The sequence below is a fragment of the Streptomyces sp. NPDC002232 genome (assembly GCF_042890295.1).
Lineage (GTDB): Bacteria > Actinomycetota > Actinomycetes > Streptomycetales > Streptomycetaceae > Streptomyces.
In genome coordinates this window covers 103,290-123,998 of the sequence record NZ_JBIARV010000003.1, presented here as the reverse complement: position 1 = coordinate 123,998, position 20,709 = coordinate 103,290, and the positions used below count along the sequence as shown (strand labels likewise).

The window sequence follows — 20,709 nt, the reverse complement described above, 5'->3', positions numbered from 1 at the left end:
GATCGCTCCGTCATGGAGATCAATGCCACGTACAACAGTCTCGTCGCCGTCGGGGACAGCTTCACCGAGGGTATGTCGGACCTGAACGCCGACGGTTCCTACCGGGGCTGGGCCGACATCCTCGCGGGCCGGCTCGCCGCCCGCTCGCCCGGCTTCCGCTACGCCAATCTCGCCGTCCGCGGCAAGCTCATCGGCCAGATCGTCGAGGAGCAAGTCGGCCTGGCCGCAGGCATGAAGGCCGATGTGGTGACCCTGGTCGGCGGGCTCAACGACACCCTGCGCCCCAAGGTCGACATGGTCCGCGTCCGGGACCTGCTCACCGAGGCAGTGGAACGCCTCACACCCTCCTGCGGACAGCTGGTCCTGATGCGCAGCCCCGGCCGCGAGGGGCCCGTCATGCAGCGCTTCCGGCCGCGCATGGAGGAGCTCTTCGCGCACATCGACGCGCTGGCCGCCGAGCACGGCGCCCTGGTCGTCGACCTGTACGGGGCGCCGTCGCTCGGCGACCCCCGGCTGTGGGACGTGGACCGGCTCCATCTGACGGCCGACGGGCACCGGCGGGTCGCCGAGGCCGTGTGGCAGGCGCTGGGCCTGGCGCCCGAGGAGGACTGGCGCACGCCGCTGCCCCCGGGTGCGCGGGCGGGCTGGGCGGACCGCCGGATCGCGGACGCCCGCTTCGCGCGGGAGCATCTGGGACCCTGGATCGGACGGCGTCTGACCGGCCGCTCCTCGGGGGACGGCCGCGTGCCCAAGCGCCCGGAGCTGCTGCCGTACGAGCGCCCCGCCGGCCCGTAGCGGGGCGCCCCCGGCGCGCGCGTGACCTGCGTCTCGTAGCAAGCTCCACACGGGGCCGTGGCGCTGGCCTGCAGAAACCACCAGTAAACTCTGTGCACGTGACTGCTGTGACTGCGAAGCCCCGCATCCCCAACGTTCTGGCCGGCCGCTACGCCTCCGCGGAGCTCGCCGTCCTCTGGTCCCCCGAGCAGAAGGTGAAGCTGGAGCGTCAGTTGTGGCTCGCCGTGCTCCGTGCGCAGAAGGACCTCGGGATCGAGGTTCCGGACGCCGCCCTCGCCGACTACGAGCGCGTGCTCGACCAGGTCGACCTCGGCTCCATCGCCCAGCGCGAGAAGGTCACCCGGCACGACGTGAAGGCCCGCATCGAGGAGTTCAACGCCCTCGCCGGCCACGAGCACGTCCACAAGGGCATGACCTCGCGCGACCTCACCGAGAACGTCGAGCAGCTGCAGATCCGGCTCTCCCTGGAGCTGATGCGGGACCGTACGGTCGCCGTCCTCGCCCGCCTCGGCAAGCTCTCCGGGGAGTACGCGGAGCTGGTCATGGCCGGCCGCTCGCACAACGTCGCCGCCCAGGCGACCACCCTCGGCAAGCGCTTCGCGACGGCGGCGGACGAGCTGCTCGTGGCGTACGCCCGCCTGGAGGAGCTGCTCGGCCGTTACCCGCTGCGCGGCATCAAGGGCCCCGTCGGCACCGCCCAGGACATGCTGGACCTGCTCGGCGGCGACGCGGGCAAGCTCGCCGACCTGGAGCAGCGGATCGCCGGTCACCTCGGCTTCGCGCACGCCTTCACCTCGGTCGGCCAGGTCTACCCGCGCTCGCTCGACTACGACGTGGTCACCTCGCTGGTGCAGCTGGCCGCCGCGCCGTCCTCGATCGCCAAGACGATCCGGCTGATGGCGGGCCACGAGCTGGTGACCGAGGGCTTCAAGCCCGGCCAGGTCGGCTCCTCGGCGATGCCGCACAAGATGAACACCCGCTCCTGCGAGCGCGTCAACGGCCTCATGGTCATCCTGCGCGGCTACGCCTCGATGACCGGCGAGCTGGCGGGCGACCAGTGGAACGAGGGCGACGTGTCCTGCTCCGTGGTCCGCCGCGTCGCGCTGCCGGACGCCTTCTTCGCGCTGGACGGCCTCCTGGAGACCTTCCTGACCGTGCTGGACGAGTTCGGCGCGTTCCCGGCCGTCGTCGCGCGCGAGCTCGACCGCTACCTGCCCTTCCTGGCGACCACGAAGGTCCTCATGGGCGCCGTGCGCGCCGGCGTCGGCCGCGAGGTCGCCCACGAGGCCATCAAGGAGAACGCGGTCGCCTCCGCGCTCGCCATGCGCGAGCAGGGCACCGTGCGGAACGAGCTCCTCGACAAGCTGGCCGCCGACGACCGGATCCCGCTGGACCGGGCGCAGCTCGACGAGCTGATGGCCGACAAGCTGTCCTTCACGGGCGCCGCCGCCGACCAGGTCGCGTCCGTGGTCTCCCGCGTCGAGGAGATCCTCAAGCAGCACCCGGAGGCCGCCGTCTACACCCCCGGGGCGATCCTCTGACCCGGACTCCCCGGTTCACCCAGGAGGAGCTGGAGGCCGCCCGCGACCGCGTCGTTCCCGACGTGGTCGCGGGCGGCCTCTCCGTCCTCTTCTGCGGGATCAACCCGGGTCTGACGACGGCGGCGACGGGCCACCACTTCGCCCGGCCGGGCAACCGCTTCTGGCCGGTGCTGCACCGGTCCGGGTTCACTCCGAGGCTGCTGCGGCCGGACGAGCAGGAGGAGCTCCTGACGTACGGTCTCGGGATCACGAACGTGGTGGCGCGGGCCACGGCGCGGGCCGACGAGCTGAGCCGCGAGGAGTACCGCGAGGGCGGACGGCTGCTCGTGGCGAAGGTGGAACGGCTCGCGCCGCGCTGGCTCGCCGTGGTCGGCGTCACCGCGTACCGCACGGCCTTCGGCGAGCCGAAGGCGGCGATCGGGCCGCAGGACCGGACGATCGGATCGACCCGGATCTGGGCGCTGCCCAACCCGAGCGGTCTCAACGCGCACTGGACGGCGGCGACGATGGCGGAGGAGTACGCCCGGCTGCGGGAAGCGGCGGAGGCTGCTTCCTAGGCTTCCTGGGAAGCGGCGGAGGCTTCTTCCCGGGCTTCCCGGACGGGGCGTCCTCCGGGCCCGTTCAGGGCGGGTCGACCTCGGTGACGACCACGAGGAGCTGGAACGGCAGTTCCTTGTCCCACTGGGAGACGCCGAGGCCCGTCCAGCGGCCGTCGGCCCGCCACAGCCGCAGCTCCGGGGTGTGGCAGCTGAGCGTGGGCCACGGCTCCGCCATCTCCTCGCCGTCCATGCTCCGCTCCAGGACCGGCCACAGACTCAGCTCCTCGGGCGGCCCCCAGCGGGCGGTGAGCAGGGCGGCGAGCCCGTCCCGCTCCGCCTCGTACTGCTCCTCGACGAGCGCCCGGCGGCTGCCGTCGTCCTCCCAGAAGTCCTCGCTCGTCGCGAGCTCCCCGAGGTGGAAGCCGGGCCCGCTGTCGACGGACCCCGCCCGCTCCGGTCGCGCCGGGAAGGCGCGGGCGCGGAGTAAGTCGATCGTCGCCAGGTGCTGTGCCGTGGTCATGGGTCCAGTAAAGCGGCCCCCACCGACAGTTGGCGTTCCGTCAGGAATCGGGCCGCGGGCGCTCACGTTCCGCCCCGGGGGCGGCACTCGCCGCGACCGGGTGCATTGAGTACCATCCGCCGGAGAGGCGCACGAGCTGGGAGGAAACACTGTGGGGCGGCTGACCGGCGGGGATCCGTCTCTGCTGCGGCGGATCAACTCCGCGGTGGTACTCCATGCGCTGCGGGGCGCCGACGCGCCCACGCTCACGGATCTGACCCGGATCACCGGCCTGTCGCGGCCCACGGTCGAAGGCGTCGTCGAGGGCCTCATGGAGGGCGGACTCGTCGTCGAGTCGGCGCCCGAGGAGGGCGAGGCCCGTCGGCAGGGACGCCCGGCCCGGAGGTTCCGCTTCCGGGCGGAGGCCGGTCATCTGCTCGGCATCGAGATCGGCCCGCACCGGGTCGCCGCCCTGCTCTCCGGTCTGGACGGGCGCATCATCGGCGCCGGGTCCCGCGAGGTGTCGGAGGCGGCGCCCGAGGACGAGCGCCTGGACCGGGTCCGTACGGTCGTGGCCGACGTGCTGCGCAGGGCCGGCGTCGCCCGCTCGAACCTGCGGGCCGTCGGTGTCGGCACGCCCGGCATCGTGGAGGCCGACGGCACGGTGCGCCTCGGCACGGCGCTGCCCGGCTGGACGGGCCTGGCGCTCGGCGAGCGGCTGAGGCGCTCCTTCCGCTGCCCGGTGATCGTGGAGAACGACGCCAACGCGGCGGCCGTCGCCGAGCACTGGAAGGGTGCCGCGACCGACTCCGACGACATCGTCTTCGTCCTGGCCGGGCTGAGCCCCGGCGCCGGATCGCTGATCGGCGGGCGGCTGCACCGGGGATTCGGCGGCGCGGCCGGGGAGATCGGCGCCCTGCACCTGCTCGGCCGGGACGTCACCCCGGAGCACCTGCTGTCCACGACGGACGAGCCGCTGCACCCGCTCGACGAGCAGGCGGTGGCGAAGGTCTTCGCGCTGGCCCGCGAGGGGGACACGCGGGCGCAGGCCGCGGTGGAGCGGTTCATCCAGCGGCTCGTGCACGACGTGGCGGCCCTGGTGCTCGCGATCGACCCGGAGTTGGTGGTCGTGGGCGGCTGGGCGGCGGGGTTGGACGGGGTGCTCCAGCCGCTGCGCGAGGAGCTGGCGCGGTTCTGTCTGCGCCCGCCCCGGGTGGTGCTGTCCCTGCTCGGCGAGGCCGCCGTGGGCACGGGCGCGCTGCGGCTCGCCCTGGACCACGTCGAGGAGCAGCTCTTCGCCGTCGACGGCACGGTGGCCCGACGGTAGGGGCTCGCCGGGTTCGACCGTATGACGTCGGCCCGCCGCCCGGGAGTGCTTCCGGGCGGCGGGCCGACGTCGTGGACGAGTCTAGGAGGCCATCACCAGGTCGACCGAGTCGCCGAAGGTGAGGCGGCAGGTGTCGGCGCGGTAGGTGGCCACGGAGACGGCGGCGGTACGGCCGCCGGAGAGGTAGCGGGTCGTCACGACGAGCACGGGCGCGCCCGGCAGCCGGTCGAGCTCCTTGGCGTCGTCGGCGCGGGCGGAGCCGAGCTCGACGGAGCGGTCCTGGCCGTCGAGGGCCAGGTGCTGGAGCTCCCGGAGCACCGCACGGGCGCGGGCGGGACCGGCGGGGGCGTCGATGGCGCTGAGGCCCGGGACGGAGCCGGCGGGCACGTAGAGCAGCTCCGCGGCGACCGGCTGGCCCTGGCTGATGCGGAGCCGGCGGACGACGTGGACCTGCTCGTCGGCGGCGCTCTCCAGGACGCGCGCGACGGCCGCCGGGGCGACGTCGGCCGCCGAGTCCTGCGGCTGCCAGGCGTCGTCGCCGACACCGGGCCAGGCGTGCTGCGTGGTGGAGACGTCGACGCCGACGCGCGGCGGGGCGACCGTGGTGCCGACGCCGCGGCGTCGTTGCAGGCGGCCTTCCAGCTCGAGCTGCTCCAAGGCCTGGCGGAGCGTGGCGCGGGCCACGCCGAAGCGTGCCGCGAGCTCGCGCTCGTTGGGCAGGATCTCGCCGACGGCGAAGTCCGAGTCGAGCGCTTCACCGATGACTGTCTTGAGGTGCTGGTACTTCGGCTCCGGTACCGATGCCAGCTGCGTGGTCCCCACCCTGATCCTCCGCAATTCGCCGTGTCCCGCGGCGTTTTTCCGCGCCCTTGTTTATTAAAGGTTCCTGCACTAACTCTGCGACCATAAGGCGAGCCACCCCCTTGGTCAAGACCAATCCTCCGTCGAACGCCCCTGAATGTGACCCTCTGACCTAGATCGTTCACAGGACGTTCGCGCCCCCGTGAGCCCGGCGCAGCAAAACGCCCCGCGTCCGGGGAGGGGAGGCGGGGCGAGATCGCGCCGGATGGCGTGATCGCGGTCAGTCGTGGGCGGCGTCTTCGAGGCCTTGGAGCTTGTCGGGGTTGCGCACGATGTACAGGCGCTGGACGAGACCGTCGCGGATCTCGATCTGGAAGACGGAGTCGGGCTTCCCGCCGACGAGGACGAGCGCGGCCGGGGCGCCGTTGAGCTCCAGGAACCGCACCTCGTACAGGTCCTCCCCGCCCTGGGTGACGGCGGCGAGGAAGCGGCCGACCTTGTCGGCGCTCTCGATGATCCGCAGCGGGGCCTTGGACTTGCCGCCGCTGTCGCCGACGAGCCGCACGTCCGGCGCGAGCAGCGCCAGGAGCTCCCCGAGGTCGCCGCCCGCGGCGGCGGCGAGGAAGCGCTCGGTGAGGTCGCGGCGCTCGGCCGGGTCCACGTCGTAGCGCGGCCTGCCCTCGTCGACGTGGCGCCGGGCGCGTCCGGCGAGCTGGCGCACGGCCGCCTCGGAGCGGTCGAGGGCGGTGGCGATCTCGGCGAAGGGGAAGCCGAAGGCCTCGCGCAGCACGAAGACGGCCCGCTCCAGCGGGGAGAGCGATTCGAGCACCACGAGGACGGCGAGCGAGACCGAGTCCGCGAGCAGCGCGCGCTCGGCGGTGTCGGGGGCGGCGGGGCCGAAGTCGGTGACGAGCGGTTCGGGGAGCCAGGGGCCGACGTAGGACTCGCGGCGCGCCTGCGCCTGGCGGAGGCGGTCGATGGCGAGCCGGGTGGTGACGCGTACGAGGAAGGCACGGGGCTCCACGACGGCGGCCCGGTCCGCGGCGGTCCAGCGCAGCCAGGCCTCCTGGACGACGTCCTCGGCGTCGGCGGTGCCGCCGAGCATCCGGTAGGCGACGCCGAGGAGCATCGGCCGGTGGGCCTCGAAGAGTTCGGTGAGGGTGTCGGTGTCGGTGGGCACGCGCCCATCCCAGCCCACCCCACCGGCCCTGTCCAGTTTCCGGCTCCCGTCTTGAACTCGCGGCTACCGAACGGTAATTCTTGCTGACGAGACGTCTAAAAGCAGCTTCGGCATCGATGCTCACACCGCGCCCCACGAGGAACCGAGGAGTCCGCATGCCCGCACGGACCGCGTTCACGATCGAGACCCCCGCGGGTCCCCGCACCACGTCCCTGACGTACGAGCGCAGGGGCTCCGGCGAGCCCCTGCTGCTGCTCCACGGCATCGGCCACCACTGGCAGGCCTGGGAACCCGTCCTCGACGTCCTCGCGGCCGAACGCGACGTGATCGCCGTCGACCTGCCCGGCTTCGGGACCTCCGACGGGCTGCCGGAGGGCCTCCCGTACGACCTGTCCACGGTCGCCCCCGTGCTGGGCGCCTTCTGCCGGGCCGTCGGCCTCGACCGGCCGCACGTCGCGGGGAACTCGCTGGGCGGACTGCTCGCCCTGGAGCTCGGCCGGGAGCGGCTGGTGCGCTCGGTCACCGCCCTGTCCCCCGCCGGCTTCTGGTCCGAGGGCGAGCGGCGGTACGCCTTCGGGACGCTGCGGGCCATGCGCGGCGCCGCCCTGTCGCTGCCCGTGCCCCTGATCGAGCGCCTCTCGCGCACGGCCGCCGGGCGCACCGCCCTCACCAGCACCATCTACGCGCGGCCCGCCCGCCGGTCACCCGAGGCCGTCGTCGCCGAGACGCTCGCGCTGCGGGAGGCCACCGGCTTCCACCAGACCCTTGCCGCGGGCCGGACCGCCCTCTTCCGCGACGACGTGACGGTCCCCGTCACCGTCGCCTGGGGCACCCGGGACCGGCTGCTCCTGCGCCGCCAGGGCGTCCGCGCCAAGCACACCCTGCCCGCCGCGCGCCTGGTCCGGCTGCCCGGCTGCGGTCACGTGCCGATGAACGACGATCCGGCCCTGGTCGCGCGCGTGATCCTGGACGGCGCCCGCTGACCCCCGCCGCCGGGTGAAGAGACCGGTACCCAGGGCCGCGCCCGCGCCCACCAGGAGGCTGCCGGCCGCCTGCGGGACGCCGAAGACGGCCCCTCCGACCAGGGCGGCGCTGAGGGCGGCGGCGACCGGGATCGCCCCGGTGTAGAGCGTGGCCCGCTCCATGCCGACGCGCTGGACGCCCATGTAGAAGAGGACGAACCCGACGACGGTGGCCAGGGCCGCCTGCCAGACCAGGGCGCCCGCCTCCACCGCCGTCGGCATCCGTACGAGCCCGGCTCCGTCCACCACCAGGCCGACGAGCGCCGCCTCGGCCGCGCCGATCCCGCACACGACGGCCGTCAGCAGCTTCGGCCCGAGCAGCCGCAGGACCGGCACGGCGAGGACGGTGAAGCCCACCTCGCCCGCGAGCGCCGCCACCGACCAGCCGATCCCGGCCAGGTCCGTGCGCCCCCACCCCTGGACGGTGAAGGCGCCGGCGGCGACGAGCAGCGCCCCGTACAGCACGGCGGGGGCGGGCCTGCGGCCCTCGGTCAGCGGCACCAGGACGGCGACGACGACCGGGGCGCAGCCGACCAGGACGCCGGGCACGGCGGGCTCCGCGGTCCGCTCGGCTGCCAGCACGGCGAGGTTGAAGCCGACCATGCCGACGGCGGCGAGGGCCGCGAGCCGCATCCATTGGCGGGTGGACAGGAGCCGCAGCGGGGCGAACCCGCCGCGGCCGAGCAGGGGCAGGAGGAGCAGGCAGGCGGCACCGTAGCGGAGCGCCTGGCCGCCCGCGTACGGGTAGGAGCCGAGCAGGCTGTTGGCGGTGAAGGAGGCGCCGACGAGGGCGTAGGCCAGGGTCACCAGGAGGACCCCGCGCAGGGCGTTCGCGTTCATGCCTCCGACGTTAGGAAGCGGGGCGGTCCGCGTGGAGGTCCACTTCCGGCACGCCATCGGGGACCACTTCGGCGGGCGGTACGGGTCGTGGGGGCCGGGCGGGCGGCGCGGACCGGGCAGGCGGGGCTTGCGGTGCGGGCGGGGCGGGCCGGTGGTGCCTGCGGTGCGGGCCGCGCGGCAGACTCCGGCTCATGACGACCGACACCGTGCGCCCCTTCTCCGTGGTGCCGCTGACCGCCGACCACGCCGAGCGGGTCCTGGCGATCTACCGGGCCGGGATCGAGGAGGGCGACGCCACCTTCGAGACGGCCGTCCCGACCTGGGCGGAGTTCGACGCGGCCAAGTTGCCCGGACTCCGCTTCGGCGCCCTGGACGCCGACGGGACCCTGCTCGGCTGGGTCGCCGCGTCCCGGGTCTCCGAACGCCCCGCGTACGAGGGTGTGGTGGAGCACTCGGTCTACGTCCACCCCGACGCGCGCGGCCGGGGCGTCGCCACGGCCCTGCTCCACGCGTTGATCGAGTCCAGCGAGGCGGCGGGCGTCTGGACCGTCCAGTCCGGCATCTTCCCCGAGAACACGGCGAGTCTCGCCGTCCACGCGCGCGCGGGGTTCCGGGTCGTCGGCACCCGGGAGCGCGTCGGCCGGCACCACGGCGTCTGGCGCGACACCGTCCTGGTCGAACGCCGCAGCCCCCGCGTCGGCTGACGGACGCCGGGCTCCCGCGCCGAGTCCGGTGGACGGGGCACGGTCCCGGCCGGGCATCATGGACCGCGCACGGAGCCGGCCGGTGAACTCCCCTACCGGCGGCGCGAGAAGGGGCGGGCGACATGACGAGCCAGGGGCAGGCGGCCTGGGAGCTGCTCCTGCCGGCCGCCGCCGCTCCGGCGCGGCGGCGCGGGCGGGCGTTGCAGGAGGCCCTGCGGGAAGCGGTGCGCGCGGGGCGGCTCGCGGCCGGGACGCGGCTGCCGTCGACCCGCGCGCTCGCGGCGGACCTCGGCGTGTCACGGGGCCTCGTCACCGAGGCGTACGAACAGCTGACGGCCGAGGGGTACCTCCGCAGCGACCGGGGCTCCGGGACCTGGGTGAGCGGCGCGGCCCGGGCGGCCTTGCCCGGGGCCCGTCCGACGGTGGGGGCGCCCGGGGTGCGGGTGGACTTCCGCCCGGGGACCCCCGACCTGTCGCTGTTCCCGAGGAGCGCCTGGGCGGCCGCGCAGCGTTCCGTGCTCGCGCGGCTCCCCCACCCGGCGCTCGGCTACCCGGATCCGCGCGGGCTGCCCGTGCTGCGCGAGGCGCTCGCCGCGCTGCTGGCACGGCGGCGCGGCGTGGTCGCCGACCCCGGGCGGCTCGTCGTCTGCTCGGGTGTCGCCCAGGCGTCGACGCTCTTCGGATGCGTGCTGCACGCGCGCGGGCTGCGCCGGATCGGCATCGAGGATCCCGGCAGCCCCGAGCACGGGCGGCTGTTCGCCTCGGCCGGGGTGGAGACGGTGTGGCTGCCGCTGGACGAGGAGGGGCTCCGCCCCGGGCCGCTCGCCGCTTCCGGGGTGCGTGCGGTGGTGGTGACGCCCTCGCACCAGTTCCCCTCGGGGATCAGCTGGTCGGCGGAGCGCCGCGCCGCGCTCCTGGACTGGGCCCGCGCGGTGGACGGCTACGTCCTGGAGGACGACTACGACGGCGACTTCCGCTACGACCGGGCCCCGGTCGGCGCGCTCCAGGGCCTCGACCCGGAGCGGGTCGCGTACGCGGGCTCGGTCAGCAAGTCGCTGGCCCCGGGGATGCGGCTCGGCTGGATGCTGGTGCCGGAGGAGCTGCTCGACGAGGTCGTCGAACGCAAGCGGACGATGGACCTCGGCAATCCCGTGCTCGACCAGGCCGTCCTCGCCGAGTTCGTGACGCGCGGCGGGTACGACCGGCAGCTGCGCCGCTGCCAACGCGCCTACCGGGAGCGGCGGGACGCGCTCCTCGCCGCGTTCGACGAACACCTGCCGGGCACCCGGGTGAGCGGGATCGCGGCCGGGCTCCACGTCATCGCGCGCGTACCGGAACGGTTCGGGCCGCCGGCCCGGTTCCTGGCGCGGGCGGCGGAGGCGGGCGTGGGTCTGCGGCCCCTGGACGCGTACGGCACCGCGCGGCCCGCCGACGGGGACGTGCGGCTCGTCATCGGGTACGCGCACCTGACGCCGTCGGCCGTCGCGACGGGCATCCGGCTCGTGGCGGAGGCGCTCCGGCGGGAGTGAGGCGCGGCCGGGACCGCGATCTGTCCACGCGGGTTCACACGGTTCGCGCGGGAGTGGCGCGCGGCCGGGACCGCGATCTGTTCACGCGGGGTTCGCGCGGGCGCCGCACCCGGCCGCTAGGCATGGGGCGGCGCACCCGGCCGTGAGGCCCGGGAGGCGCACCGACCGCGACCTGAACGCCCCGACCCCGGAGGTCCTTTCATGTCCCTGCCCGTGCCCGGCTCCTCCTCCCCCACGCGCCGCGGCGTCCTGCGCGGCTCCCTGGCCGCGTCGGCGGCGCTCACCCTCGGCGGCACCGGCCTCGCCGCCCCGGCCTTCGCGCTCTCGGGACGGCCCCGAGCCGAGTGGGGCGTGCAGGCGGGTGACGTGTCGGCTTCCTCCGGCCTGGTGTGGGTGCGCGCGGACCGCCCGGCGCGGATGCTCGTGGAGACCTCGGCGACCGAGTCGTTCCGGCACGCCCGCCGCCACCTCGGGCCGCTGATCGGAGCGGGCACGGACTTCACCGGCACCACCACCCTGCGCGGCCTGCCCTCGGGCGAGCAGATCCACTACCGGGTCACGCTCGTCGACCCGGACGATCCGCGCCGGACGGGCGAGCCGGTCTCCGGCACCTTCCGCACGGCCCCGTCCCGGCGCCGGGACGGGGTGCGCTTCCTGTGGTCGGGGGACATCGCGGGGCAGGGCTGGGGCATCAACCCGGACATCGGGGGCTTTCGCGCGTACGAGGAGATGCGCCGGCTCGACCCGGACTTCTTCCTGTGCAGCGGCGACACGATCTACGCCGACGGGGTCATCCAGCCCAGCGTGACCCTGCCGGACGGGCGGATCTGGCGGAACGTCACGACGCCGGAGAAGGCGAAGGTCGCGGAGACCCTCGACGAGTACCGGGGCAACTTCCGCTACAACCTCCTCGACCACAACGTCCGGGCGTTCAACGCGCAGGTGCCGTCGGTGGTGCAGTGGGACGACCACGAGGTCCGGAACAACTGGTATCCCGGGCAGATCCTGGACGATCCCCGCTACACGGAGAAGGACGTGGACGTCCTCGCGGCCCGTGCCTCGCGCGCGTTCGGCGAGTACTTCCCGGTGTCCACGCTCCACGCGCGCGGTGACGGGCGCGAGCGGCGAGTGCACCGGGTGGTGCGGTACGGGCCACTGCTCGACGTGTTCGTGCTCGACATGCGCTCGTACCGGAACGCCAACTCGCCCGGCCGGCAGGCCGACGACACCACCGGCATCCTCGGCGCCGAGCAGCTCGCGTGGCTGAAGCGGGAGCTGGCCGCGTCCCGGGCGGTGTGGAAGGTGCTCGCGGCGGACATGCCCATCGGTCTGGTCGTCCCGGACGGCGCCGCGAACTTCGAGGCGATCGCCCAGGGCGACCCGGGTGCGCCGCTGGGCCGGGAGCTGCAGATCGCGGAGCTGCTGCGGTTCGTGAAGCACCGGCGGATCACCGGCACGGTGTGGCTGACGGCCGACGTCCACTACACGTCCGCGCAGCACTACGCGCCGGAGCGGGCGGCCTTCCAGGACTTCGCGCCGTTCTGGGAGTTCGTGTCCGGGCCGCTGGCGGCGGGCGGGTTCCCGGCGAACGCGCTGGACGCGACCTTCGGTCCGGAGCGGGTGTTCGTGCGGGCGCCGGAGCGGGCGAACCTGTCGCCGATGGAGAGCCCGCAGTACTTCGGCGAGGTCGACATCGACGGCCACAGCGGCGAGCTGACGGTGCGGCTCCGGGCCGAGGGCGGGACGGTGCTGTTCAGCAAGGTGCTCCAGCCGGGCCGCGTCGGGCAGTGAGACCGCGGGCGGGGGCGGTGCGCCGCCCGGATTCCGGCGCTTGTCAGTGGGGCGGCCTAACGTCGTTCCCATGACCAACGGGGGCGGCAGGACGCCAGGAGCAGAGGCCGGACACCGGGACGCGGACATCCGGACGGGGGGCGGTACGGGGGCGGGAGGCGGTACGGGGCCGGGGGCCGCAACGGGAACGGGAGGCGCTGGGGAGCCGGGAGGCGGTACGGGGGCGGGGAGCGGTTCCGGCGCGGGCGGCTCGCCCGTCGGCGTCCGGCCGCCCGGTTCCCCTGTCGACACCCTGCTCGCGGCCGTGCTCGCCGGTGCGAGCGGCGAGGTGCCCGCGCTCCTGGCGCCGCTCGACGCCGCCGGGCGCAAGGCCGCGCTCACGCGGCTGAGGGCGCTGCGCGCCGAGGTGCGCGACGGCAAGTGGGCCGAGCCTCCGCACGTACCGAGCCGCATCCGGAGCGCGCTGTACGTGGCGGGCGCGGGCTGCCTCACCACGCCGGAGTCGGCGGCGAGCTGGCTCGGGGCGCGGGACCTCTCCGCCCGGGAGGAGGACGGCCCCCTGGCGCTCGCGGCGCTCGGGGACCCGGACCCGGAGTGGGCGGCGGACCTGGCGCGGCGCCTGTCGAGACGGCGGGCCGTGGCGGAGGACAGCTATCCGCTGCTGCGCGGTCTCGTGGTCCGCTCCGGGTACGCGGTCCCCCCGACCGACGGCTACGTCATCGGCTGGACCCGGCACCTCACCGGCGACCGGCTCGTGGAGCGGCTCAGGGCGGACCCGCAGACTCCGGTCCTGGTGGCGCACGCCCTCGCGATGGCCGAGCCGCCCGAGCAGTTGACCCGGCCGGTCGACCGGCGGCCGGAGGCGCAGTGGCCCCCGGCGCTGCGGGCGCTCGTCGGCGAGGGGGTCCTGGAGCGCGCCGAGGTCCTGGACGCGTGCGTGTCCCGGCTGGTGCGCGGCGGGCCCCTGCGGAGCCTGCGCCTCGCGCTGGAGACGGTGCGGCTGCTCGCCCCGGGAGCGGCGGAGCTCCGGGCGCGGATCCCGGACTGGGTCGGCATCGCGGCCGACGCTCCGTCGCTGGTCGCCGGGTACGCCCAGGACCTCCTGGCGGAGCTCGCCTCGGCGGGTGCGCTGCCGGTCGGGGCCCTGGCGGAGCTGACGACCGGGGTGCTGTTCCGTACCGAGAAGAAGCTCGTACGCGCCCAGTTGGCGCTGGTCGGTCACGTGCTGGAGCGGGAGCCCGACGCGGCCGGGGAGCTGCTGCCCGCGCTGACGGAGGCCTTCGGGAACGAGGACACGGAGTTGCAGGAGCGGGCCCTCAGGCTGGTCGGGCGTCATCTGGCGGACGTGTCGCCCGAGGTGCGGCGCGAGCTGGGCGGGGCGGCGGCGCTGCTGAGCCCGGCGCACCGGCGGGCGGCCGAGGAGCTGTTCGGTGCGGACCTGATCCGGGAGGCGGCGCTTCCGTACGAGGAGATCCTGCCGCCGGTGCCCGAGACGCGACGGCCGGCGGCCCCGGCGACGACCGTCGAGGAGCTCGTCGCCGAGCTGGTGGGGCAGGGGCTCGCGGAGGATCCCGTCGCGTTCGAGCGGGCGCTCGACGGTCTGGTGCGGCTCGCCCACCGGGACCGGGCGGGCGTCGCGGCGGCGGTGCGGGAGGCCTTCCCGTCGCCCGGGTCGGAGCAGGAGACCCACTCCTTCGCCCATGAGGCGCAGGGGATCCACGTGGTGCTGGCGGGGCTCATCGGCCTGCTGGACCCGGCACTCGCCGACGTCCACCGGACGAAGGGACACGGCACGGACGCCTGTCTCCACCAGGCCCTGTCGGGCGTGCTCGACGCCCGGTTGCGGGAGACCGCCGTGCTCGTCGGCACGGACGCGCTGCCGTTCCTCCTCGCCGCGCCGACCCGGCTCACGGGGGCGATCGACCCGCCGGTCCTGGTGGAGCGGCTGCGGGAGTACCGGGACACGGACGTCGAGCCCGCTCCGGCCGATCTCGCCCAGGCCCTGCTCCGGGTGCTGCGGGGCGACCCGTCGGCGGGGCGGGCGGCCGAGGAGGCGGCGGCGCTCGGCACCCCGGCCGGCGACCGGCTCGCCGCCTGGCTGCGGGACGAGGCCGCCGTGGGGGTGAGCGTGCGTCTGCTCCGGCGGGACGACGAGGCCGCGCGGTACTCGTTGGAGGACCGGCTCGTGGTCGACGTGGGCGCGCACCAGGCGGTGCGGGCGGAGTTCCCGCCCGCGTTCCAGTGGCTCGGCGGCGTCCCGGAGGCGACGCCCCGCCGGTGTCACCACGGGATCGGGGGCCGCGCGCAGTGGGCTCCGGTGCTGCCGGCCGACCGTGAGCTGCTCGCGGCCTGCCTGCTGCCGACCCTCACGCACGGCGTCGACGGGGACGCGCGCGATGCGACGGAGCCGCTGACCGCGCTGGTGGAGGCGGGCGGCCCGGTCGGGCGGGCGGTCCTGCTGGCCCTGGCGTTCGGTCTCGGCTCTGTGGACGCGGACGACCGGCTGCGCGCGGTGGACGCCGTGCTGGTCCTGGCGGCGCGGGGCGAGTTGGACGCCCGGCGGCTCGGCGGGGAGCTGGCACGGCTGGTCGCGGAGGGCTCGGTCAAGCCGAACCGGCTGGCGGACGCGGCCCGGACGGCCGCCGCCACGGGGGCGTACGGGACGGTCTGGGCGATCCTCGCGGCGACGCTTCCGCGCCTGCTCGGCGCGGCGGAGCCGACGACGGGGGCGGAGGCGGCGGCGGAGACGAAGACGGCGCCGGAGACGAAGACTGCGATGGAGTCCGAGACGGAGGCAGAGTCGGAGACGGAGGAAAGGGCAGAGCCGAGGACGGCGGCTACCGCGCGGCCGGTGCGGGGGCTCGGTGAGGTCCTCTCGGTCGCGGCCGACTGCGTGGAGCGCTGTGGCGCCCGGGAGGAGGTCGCCGGGCTCGACGCGCTGGCCTCGGAGCGGTCGTCCACCCGGCTGGTGGTGCAGGCCAAGCGGCTGCGGAACGCACTCCGCCAGAGAGCCGATCAGCCTCCGACACAATCGGCCTGAATCGGTCACTAAGCCACCAGATCGGCGCTTAACCCGTCAGTCACAAAGCGTTCGTGATCACGCAACACCGCTGGGTCACAGTGAGGTCATGACTGATGTGACGTCTTCGAAGAGCACCCGCCGTCCGCACCACTGGCGGCACGACCTGATCGAGCTCGCCGCCCTGTTCACCGCCGTGGTGGTGGCCGACACGATCGCCAAGACCGTGGTCAAGGGCCCCGACGGGCCCTACCTCCTGGTCTTCTCGGCGATCGCGCTGGCCGCCACCGCCACGTTCCACACGTGGTGGGCGCGGAAGCACGGCCATGCCGGCCACGCACCACCCACCGACGACACCGGCGGGCATCCCGCTCCGGAGCCGGCGGCCACGGCCGCACCCGCGCGGGACGCGTCCGCGCCGCCCGCCGAGACGACGCTCTGGCGGATGCGGACCACCGTCGCCGACACCCCGGGCAGCCTCGCCGCGCTGTGCACCGCCCTCGCCCGTCTCCGGGTCGACATCCTCACCCTCCAGACCCATCCCCTCGGCGACGGCACCGTCGACGAGTTCCTGCTCCGCGCCCCGGCCGACCTCTCCGCGCGGGCCCTGGCCCGCGAGACGGCGGCGGCCGGCGGCCGCGACACCTGGACCGAGCGCGCCGACACCCACGACCTGGTGGACACCCCCACCCGCGTCCTCGGCCTCGCCACCCGCACAGCGCTCGACGCGGCCGAACTGCCCCTCGCGCTGCGCCAGCTCCTGGGCCGCTGCACGCTCCACTCCGTGCCGGCCGTCTCCCTCACCGGCCGTCCCGCCGGCGAACAGGCCCCGGTCGAAGGCGTCCTGGAGGAGACCGTGATGCGGCTGCGCGACCCGCACGGCGGCACCCTGATCATCGAGCGCCCGTACCTGCCCTTCACGCCGACCGAGTTCGCCCGGGCCCGCGCCCTCGTCGAGCTCGACGCCAGGCTCGGCCCGCGCGTCCCGCGCAGCCAGGACGTGCTGACCCTGCCCGAGGGCAACGAGATCACCGTCCGCCGCGCCGACCAGCGCGACCTGACCGCCGCGCGCGCCATGCACGACCGCTGCTCGCCGCGCACCCTCGGCCTGCGCTACCACGGCCCGGTCGGCGACGCCGACCGTTACCTCGACCATCTCCTCAGCCCCCGCTTCGGCCGGACCCTCGCCGTCCAGACCGCCTCCGGCCGTCTCGTCGCCCTCGGCCACCTGCTGTGGGACGGCGACGAGACGGAGGTCGCCCTCATGGTCGAGGACGACTGGCAGCGGCGCGGGATCGGCGCCGAGCTCCTCGGCCGACTCGTCGCGATGGCCGAGGAGGCCGGCTGCGACAGCGTGTACGCCGTGACGCAGGCCTCCAACACCGGGATGGTGGCCGCGATGCGGGCGCTGAACCTGCCGCTCGACTACCAGATCGAGGAGGGCACCCTCGTCATCACCGCACGGCTGGACCGGGGACCGCGGCCGGCCGACCGGACGCGGGAGCAGTCACCCGAAGGGGCCCGGCGGGCGGAGCGCTGAGCGCCTGCGTCAGGTCGCGCCACAGGTCCTCGACGTCCTCCAGACCGACGGACATCCGGAGCAGCCGGTCGCTGACGCCCGCCGAGCGCCGGTCCCCCTCGGCCACGATCCGGTGGCTGATGGACGCCGGGTGCTGGATCAGGGTGTCGACGCTGCCGAGACTGACCGCCGGGGTGATCAGGCGCACCCCGGCGATCACGTCGTGCGGGTCGCCGTACACCTCGAAGGCGATCATCGCGCCGCCGATCCGCGGGTAGTGGACGCGGGCGACGCGGGGGTCGGTGGCGAGCCGGCGGACCAGCTCCGCGGCCGTCGACGAGGCCGCCCTGACCCGGACCGGAAGGGTGGAGAGCCCGCGCAGGAGCAGGTAACCGGCGAGCGGGTGGAGCACCCCGCCGGTGGCGAAGCGGACCTGCCGGAGCGTACGGGCGAACTCCTCGTCGCAGGCGACGACCCCGCCCATGACGTCGCCGTGACCGCCCAGGTACTTGGTGGCGCTGTGCAGCACGATGCGGGCGCCCTGCTCGACCGGGCGCTGAAGCACCGGCGTGGCGAAGGTGTTGTCGACGAGCAGCGGGACGGAGCCGCAGGAGTGGGCGATCGCCCGGATGTCGGCCTCGGCGAGCGTCGGGTTGGCGGGCGACTCGACCATGACGAGCCCGGTGTCGGGGCGGAGGGCGTCGGCGATGCCCGCCGGGTCGGTCCAGGTCACCTCGGTGCCGAGCAGCCCGGCGTCGAGGAGGTGGTCGCTGCATCCGTACAGCGGGCGGACCGCGACGACGTGGCGCAGGCCCTGGCTCGCCCGGGCGAGGAGCACGGCGGTGAGGGCGGCCATCCCGCTGGCGAAGGCGACGCCGGCCTCGGCGCCCTCCAGACGGGCGAGGGCCTCCTCGAAGCGGGCCACGGTCGGGTTGTCGAGCCGGGCGTAGACGGGCGGGCCGTCCAGCCGGGCACCGGTGGTGGCGAACTCGTCGATCCGGGCGGCCTCGGCCCGGGCGTCGTACGAGGGGTAGGTGGTGGACAGGTCGAGCGGCGGGGCGTGCAGACCGAGTCCGGCGAGGTCTTCGCGGCCGGCGTGCACGGCTTCGGTGGCGAGGGCCCTCGGGGTGACCGAGCGGCCGTGATCCATGGCGTCCATGGCGGCACTGTGAACGGATACCGGGAAGTAGCGAGAAATCGCCGTGCTACGTTCGCCAGATGGCCGATTCTGTCGTACTGGACACGGTCGATCTGCACATTCTTCGCCTCTTGCAGAACGACGCCCGGAGCACGTACCGCGAACTCGCCGCCGAGGTCGGCGTCGCACCCTCCACCTGCCTCGACCGGGTGGCCCGGCTGCGCCGCACAGGTGTGATCCTCGGACACCAGCTACGACTGGATCCGGCCAAACTCGGGAGGGGGCTCGAAGCGCTGCTTCTCGTCCAGGTCCGCCCTCACCGGCGTGAACTGATCGGTCCGTTCGTCGACCGGATCCGTGCCCTTCCCGAGTCCCGGGCGCTCTTCCACCTCACGGGGCCCGACGACTACCTGGTGCACGTGGCCGTGGCGGACCCCGCCGACCTGCAACGTCTCGTCCTCGACGAGTTCACCTCGCGCCGCGAGGTGGCGCGCGTGGAGACCCGGCTGATCTTCCAGCAGTGGGAGTGCGGCCCGCTCCTGCCGCCTTCTCCCGGCCCTTCCTTGTCAGCCGACTGAGCCCCGACGAGGGTGACGCGGGCCCGCCGGAGACGCCAGGATGACATCCATGCCAGACACATCCAGCCCGCTGCCCCGCCAGGTCGCCGACGACCACGTCGACGCACTCATCGCCCTCGACCCGATCACCGGTACGTACCTGGGAGTCAAGGAGAGCGCCGGACGGCTGCCGGACTTCTCGCCCGCCGGACAGCGTGCGGTGGCCGACCTCGCCCGCCGCACGCTCGCCCGGCTCGACGCGGCGGAGCGCGTTCCGGGTGCGGACAGCGACGCCGAGCGGCGCTGCGCGCGGCTGCTGCGGGAGCGGCTCACGGCGGAACTCGCCATCCACGAGGCCGAGGAGAACCTCTGCGCGGTGAGCAACATGCGCTCGCCCGCGCACTCCGTCCGCATCGTGTTCACCGTGATGCCGACGGAGACCGAGGAGGACTGGACGGCGGTCGCCGCCCGGCTGCGCGCGGTTCCCGGGGCGTTCGAGGGGTACCGTGCCGCGCTCGCGCTCGGACTGGAGCGCAAGCTCTTCGGCGGGCCGCGCGCCACCGCCACCTTCGTCGAGCAGCTCACCGAGTGGGCGGGCGGGGAGAGCGGGAAGCCGGGCTGGTTCGAGGAGTTCGCCGCCGTCGGCCCGGGCACGCTGCCGGAGGCGCTGCGGGCCGAGCTCGCGGCGGCCGCGCGGGGCGCGACCTCGGCCGTCGCGGCCCTTCGGGACTGGATGCGGGACGCGTACGCCCCGGCGATCGTCGGCGCTCCGGACACGGTGGGCCGCGCGCGCTACCAGCGCTGGACCCGCTTCTTCAACGGCACCGACCTGGACCTCGACCAGGCGTACGCGTACGGCTGGGCCGAGTACCACCGCCTCCTCGCCGAGATGCGGTCCGAGGCCGAGCGGATCCTGCCCGGCGCAGGTCCCTGGGAGGCGCTCGCCCACCTCGACGAGCACGGTACGCACATCGAGGGCGTGGAGGCGGTCCGGGTCTGGCTCCAGGAGCTGATGGACGAGGCCATCGAGGCGCTCGACGGCCACCACTTCGAACTCGCCGACCGGGTACGCCGGGTGGAGTCCCGGATCGCCCCGCCGGGCGGCGCCGCAGCGCCGTACTACACCGGTCCGTCCGAGGACTTCTCGCGCCCCGGCCGCACCTGGCTGCCCGTCGACGGCACCACCCGCTTCCCGGTGTACGACCTGGTGTCGACCTGGTACCACGAGGGCGTGCCCGGCCATCACCTCCAGCTGGCGCAGTGGGTGCACGTCGCCGACCGGCTGTCCCGCTACCAGGCGACCATCGGCAAGGTCAGCGCGAACTCGGAGGGCTGGGCGCTCTACGCGGAGCGCCTGATGGACGAACTCGGCTTCCTGCCCGACGCGGAGCGCCGCCTCGGCTACCTGGACGGCCAGATGATGCGGGCCTGCCGGGTGATCGTCGACATCGGCATGCACCTCGGTCTGGAGATCCCCGCGGAGTCCCCCTTCCACCCCGGCGAGCGGTGGACGCCGGAGCTGGCCCAGGAGTTCTTCCAGCTGCACAGCAGCCGCCCGCCGTCGTTCGTGGAGAGCGAGATGACCCGCTACCTGTCGATGCCGGGGCAGGCGATCGGCTACAAGCTGGGCGAGCGCGCCTGGCTGCTCGGCCGCGCCAACGCGCGGGCCGCGCACGGCGAGACGTTCGACGCGAAGGCCTGGCACATGGCGGCCCTCTCCCAGGGGCCGCTGGGTCTGGACGACCTGGTGGACGAGATCTCCCGCCTCTGAGCCGTTCGGACGGCGGGAGTCCCCGGCGGGCGAGCCCCCGGCCCGGCCGACACCGCGATCGGACGGCGAGAGTCCCGGCCGACACCGTGACCGGACACCGAGAGTCCCGGCCGACACCGTGACCGGACGCCGGGAGT

Annotated in this window: 16 protein-coding genes and 1 pseudogene; 12 read left to right on the top strand and 5 right to left on the bottom strand. The window is 74.8% G+C overall.

Features of this window, described 5'->3' with window-relative positions; translation table 11 throughout:
• The first annotated feature begins 12 nt into the window (after nt 1-12).
• The 3 genes from ACFYXU_RS13175 to mug all read left to right on the top strand — a co-directional run bounded on the left by ACFYXU_RS13175 (nt 13) and on the right by mug (nt 2,893).
• On the top strand, nt 13-795 hold the full coding sequence (locus ACFYXU_RS13175) for an SGNH/GDSL hydrolase family protein (RefSeq protein ID WP_389457693.1): 783 nt from the start codon (nt 13-15) through the stop codon (nt 793-795).
• Between the two features lie 98 nt (nt 796-893).
• Nucleotides 894-2,336, top strand: coding sequence for an adenylosuccinate lyase (gene purB / locus ACFYXU_RS13170; protein ID WP_389457691.1), 1,443 nt, complete (start codon nt 894-896; stop codon nt 2,334-2,336).
• A 62-nt stretch (nt 2,337-2,398) separates the two neighbouring features.
• Complete coding sequence (gene mug, locus ACFYXU_RS13165) at nt 2,399-2,893, top strand: G/U mismatch-specific DNA glycosylase (RefSeq protein ID WP_376638908.1); 495 nt, start codon at nt 2,399-2,401, stop codon at nt 2,891-2,893.
• A gap of 64 nt (nt 2,894-2,957) precedes the next feature.
• Here the strand turns inward: mug and ACFYXU_RS13160 are convergent, their stop codons facing one another.
• Entirely contained in the window at nt 2,958-3,395 is a 438-nt protein-coding gene (locus tag ACFYXU_RS13160; RefSeq protein ID WP_329852303.1) for a hypothetical protein, read from the bottom strand.
• Between the two features lie 151 nt (nt 3,396-3,546).
• Here ACFYXU_RS13160 and ACFYXU_RS13155 point away from each other — a divergent pair, with 151 nt between their 5' ends.
• On the top strand, nt 3,547-4,701 hold the full coding sequence (locus tag ACFYXU_RS13155; protein ID WP_329852302.1) for an ROK family transcriptional regulator: 1,155 nt from the start codon (nt 3,547-3,549) through the stop codon (nt 4,699-4,701).
• Between the two features lie 81 nt (nt 4,702-4,782).
• Here ACFYXU_RS13155 and ACFYXU_RS13150 read toward each other — a convergent pair whose 3' ends face one another.
• Both ACFYXU_RS13150 and ACFYXU_RS13145 read right to left on the bottom strand, forming a co-directional pair.
• Nucleotides 4,783-5,523 carry a GntR family transcriptional regulator gene (locus tag ACFYXU_RS13150; RefSeq protein WP_376516152.1) on the bottom strand — a complete coding sequence of 247 codons (741 nt, stop codon included), beginning with the start codon at nt 5,521-5,523 and terminating at the stop codon, nt 4,783-4,785.
• A gap of 259 nt (nt 5,524-5,782) precedes the next feature.
• A complete protein-coding gene (locus ACFYXU_RS13145; protein WP_389457689.1) occupies nt 5,783-6,682 on the bottom strand; it encodes an RNA polymerase sigma-70 factor in 900 nt (299 codons plus the stop codon).
• Nucleotides 6,683-6,837: 155 nt separating this feature from the next.
• On the opposite strand from ACFYXU_RS13145, the gene ACFYXU_RS13140 reads away from it, so the two are divergent.
• On the top strand, nt 6,838-7,665 hold the full coding sequence (locus tag ACFYXU_RS13140) for an alpha/beta fold hydrolase (protein WP_376516156.1): 828 nt from the start codon (nt 6,838-6,840) through the stop codon (nt 7,663-7,665).
• 42 nt (nt 7,666-7,707) lie between these two features.
• Here the strand turns inward: ACFYXU_RS13140 and ACFYXU_RS13135 are convergent.
• Nucleotides 7,708-8,544: pseudogene (locus ACFYXU_RS13135) on the bottom strand (EamA family transporter); the annotation flags it as partial.
• Between the two features lie 191 nt (nt 8,545-8,735).
• Here ACFYXU_RS13135 and ACFYXU_RS13130 point away from each other — a divergent pair.
• From ACFYXU_RS13130 to ACFYXU_RS13110, 5 genes are all read left to right on the top strand, one after another.
• Nucleotides 8,736-9,248: a GNAT family N-acetyltransferase gene (locus ACFYXU_RS13130; RefSeq protein WP_376516158.1), complete on the top strand. Its 513-nt coding sequence runs from the start codon at nt 8,736-8,738 to the stop codon at nt 9,246-9,248.
• A 122-nt stretch (nt 9,249-9,370) separates the two neighbouring features.
• Nucleotides 9,371-10,777 carry a PLP-dependent aminotransferase family protein gene (locus ACFYXU_RS13125; RefSeq protein WP_376516160.1) on the top strand — a complete coding sequence of 469 codons (1,407 nt, stop codon included), beginning with the start codon at nt 9,371-9,373 and terminating at the stop codon, nt 10,775-10,777.
• A 201-nt stretch (nt 10,778-10,978) separates the two neighbouring features.
• A complete protein-coding gene (locus ACFYXU_RS13120; RefSeq protein ID WP_376516162.1) occupies nt 10,979-12,568 on the top strand; it encodes an alkaline phosphatase D family protein in 1,590 nt (529 codons plus the stop codon).
• Nucleotides 12,569-12,872: 304 nt separating this feature from the next.
• A complete protein-coding gene (locus ACFYXU_RS13115) occupies nt 12,873-15,608 on the top strand; it encodes a DUF6493 family protein (protein ID WP_389457686.1) in 2,736 nt (911 codons plus the stop codon).
• An 88-nt stretch (nt 15,609-15,696) separates the two neighbouring features.
• Nucleotides 15,697-17,127, top strand: a complete 1,431-nt coding sequence (locus ACFYXU_RS13110; protein WP_376516167.1) for a GNAT family N-acetyltransferase — start codon at nt 15,697-15,699, stop codon at nt 17,125-17,127.
• On the opposite strand, the gene ACFYXU_RS13105 is transcribed toward ACFYXU_RS13110, so the two are convergent.
• Entirely contained in the window at nt 17,042-18,265 is a 1,224-nt protein-coding gene (locus ACFYXU_RS13105; RefSeq protein WP_376516169.1) for a trans-sulfuration enzyme family protein, read from the bottom strand. The genes ACFYXU_RS13110 and ACFYXU_RS13105 overlap by 86 nt on opposite strands.
• 59 nt (nt 18,266-18,324) lie before the next feature.
• Between ACFYXU_RS13105 and ACFYXU_RS13100 the strand changes: the two genes are divergently transcribed.
• The gene (locus ACFYXU_RS13100; RefSeq protein WP_329852287.1) at nt 18,325-18,822 is read left to right on the top strand and encodes an Lrp/AsnC family transcriptional regulator; all 498 of its coding nucleotides are present in this window, start codon (nt 18,325-18,327) and stop codon (nt 18,820-18,822) included.
• 49 nt (nt 18,823-18,871) lie between these two features.
• Nucleotides 18,872-20,572, top strand: coding sequence for a DUF885 domain-containing protein (locus ACFYXU_RS13095; RefSeq protein WP_389457683.1), 1,701 nt, complete (start codon nt 18,872-18,874; stop codon nt 20,570-20,572).
• Nucleotides 20,573-20,709: the final 137 nt, after the last annotated feature.